The sequence below is a fragment of the Vibrio sp. S234-5 genome (genome assembly GCF_000960595.1).
Classification (GTDB): Bacteria; Pseudomonadota; Gammaproteobacteria; order Enterobacterales; family Vibrionaceae; genus Vibrio.
Window position 1 is genome coordinate 1 of sequence record NZ_JZAM01000419.1, and the last position, 396, is coordinate 396.

Annotated in this window: 1 pseudogene; it reads right to left on the bottom strand. The window is 59.8% G+C overall.

Features of this window, described 5'->3' with window-relative positions:
* Nucleotides 1–329: pseudogene (locus tag UF06_RS22645) on the bottom strand (N-acetylglucosamine-6-phosphate deacetylase); the annotation flags it as partial.
* Between the last annotated feature and the right edge of the window lie 67 nt (nt 330–396).

Consider the following 396-nt stretch of genomic DNA (forward strand, 5'->3'; position numbering starts at 1 on the left):
AAACGCTGCGCGAGTGCGAGGTAGCGCGCAGGCACAGCGTTGCTCATTTGAACCGCATCCCATAGAGGGATCTTTGCATCGAATACCATGGTGCGCAGCGTTTTGTCGAGGCTGCAGGTGCTGCCGGCCAGAGATCCGTCTTGGGTTATGGCGTTGCCATCGGTGACGGTGGCGGTTTGCGCGCCGAGGACATAGTCGCCATCGGGCATGCCACCGGCGCGCATGCAATCGGTAATGAGGACCATTTTCTCGTGCCCTTTCATGCGGTGTGCCAGATACATCATCACCGGATTGACATGCACGCCATCGGGGATGATTTCGGCCAGCATGCCGTGATACAGCACCGCGCCGGCACAGCCGGGCTAACGGGGGTGCAGCCCCAACATGCCATTAAAC